1 protein-coding gene is annotated in these 573 nt (G+C 61.1%); it reads left to right on the top strand.

All coding sequences use genetic code 11. The features are described 5' to 3' along the window. Positions 1 to 9: 9 nt before the first annotated feature. Positions 10 to 573: ABC transporter permease (locus tag EN914_RS37710; protein WP_164779291.1), on the top strand; the 564-nt coding region annotated here is incomplete at its 3' end.

The following is a 573-nucleotide window of genomic DNA, read 5'->3' as shown; positions in this document are numbered from 1 at the left end:
CTTCAAAGCATGGTTCAAGCAGTCATGATGATCGCCGCAGAAGACGAAATGCCTGTCGGGAAACGCAGATCGAGCCTTATGCGCTCGCCGCAATTCTCCTCGCTCGTCATCCTCATTGTCCTGCTCGCGGTGTTCGCCGTTGCCGATGCCAATTTCCTGTCGCCGCTCAACATCTCCAACATGATGGCGTTCCTGCCCGAGCTCGGCATCATCGCGCTCGGCATGACGCTGCTGTTGACGGCGGGCGAGTTCGACCTGTCGGTCGGCGCCGTGTTCGGGCTGGCGCCGGTCATCGTCATGCTCCTGGTGCAGAACGGCGGCGTGGATATAGGTGTCGCCCTTCTGGCCGGGCTTCTGCTGTGCATCGCCATCGGCGCCATCAACGGGCTGATCGTCACCAAGATCGGCATTTCGTCCTTCCTGGTCACGCTGTCGATGCTGCTCGTGGTGCGTGGGGCAGCGCTCTACATCACGCAGGGCTTTCCGCTGAAATCCTGGGACCAGCCGGGTTTTTTCGTGACGCTGCTGGCCGGCAGCTTCAATGTCGGCTCGTTCCGGTTCTACACCTCGCTG

This window comes from Mesorhizobium sp. M7A.F.Ca.CA.001.08.2.1 (assembly GCF_003998455.1).
GTDB lineage: Bacteria > Pseudomonadota > Alphaproteobacteria > Rhizobiales > Rhizobiaceae > Mesorhizobium > Mesorhizobium ciceri.
The sequence above is the reverse complement of the archived record's forward strand: the minus strand, read 5'-3'. Positions and strand labels throughout refer to the sequence as shown.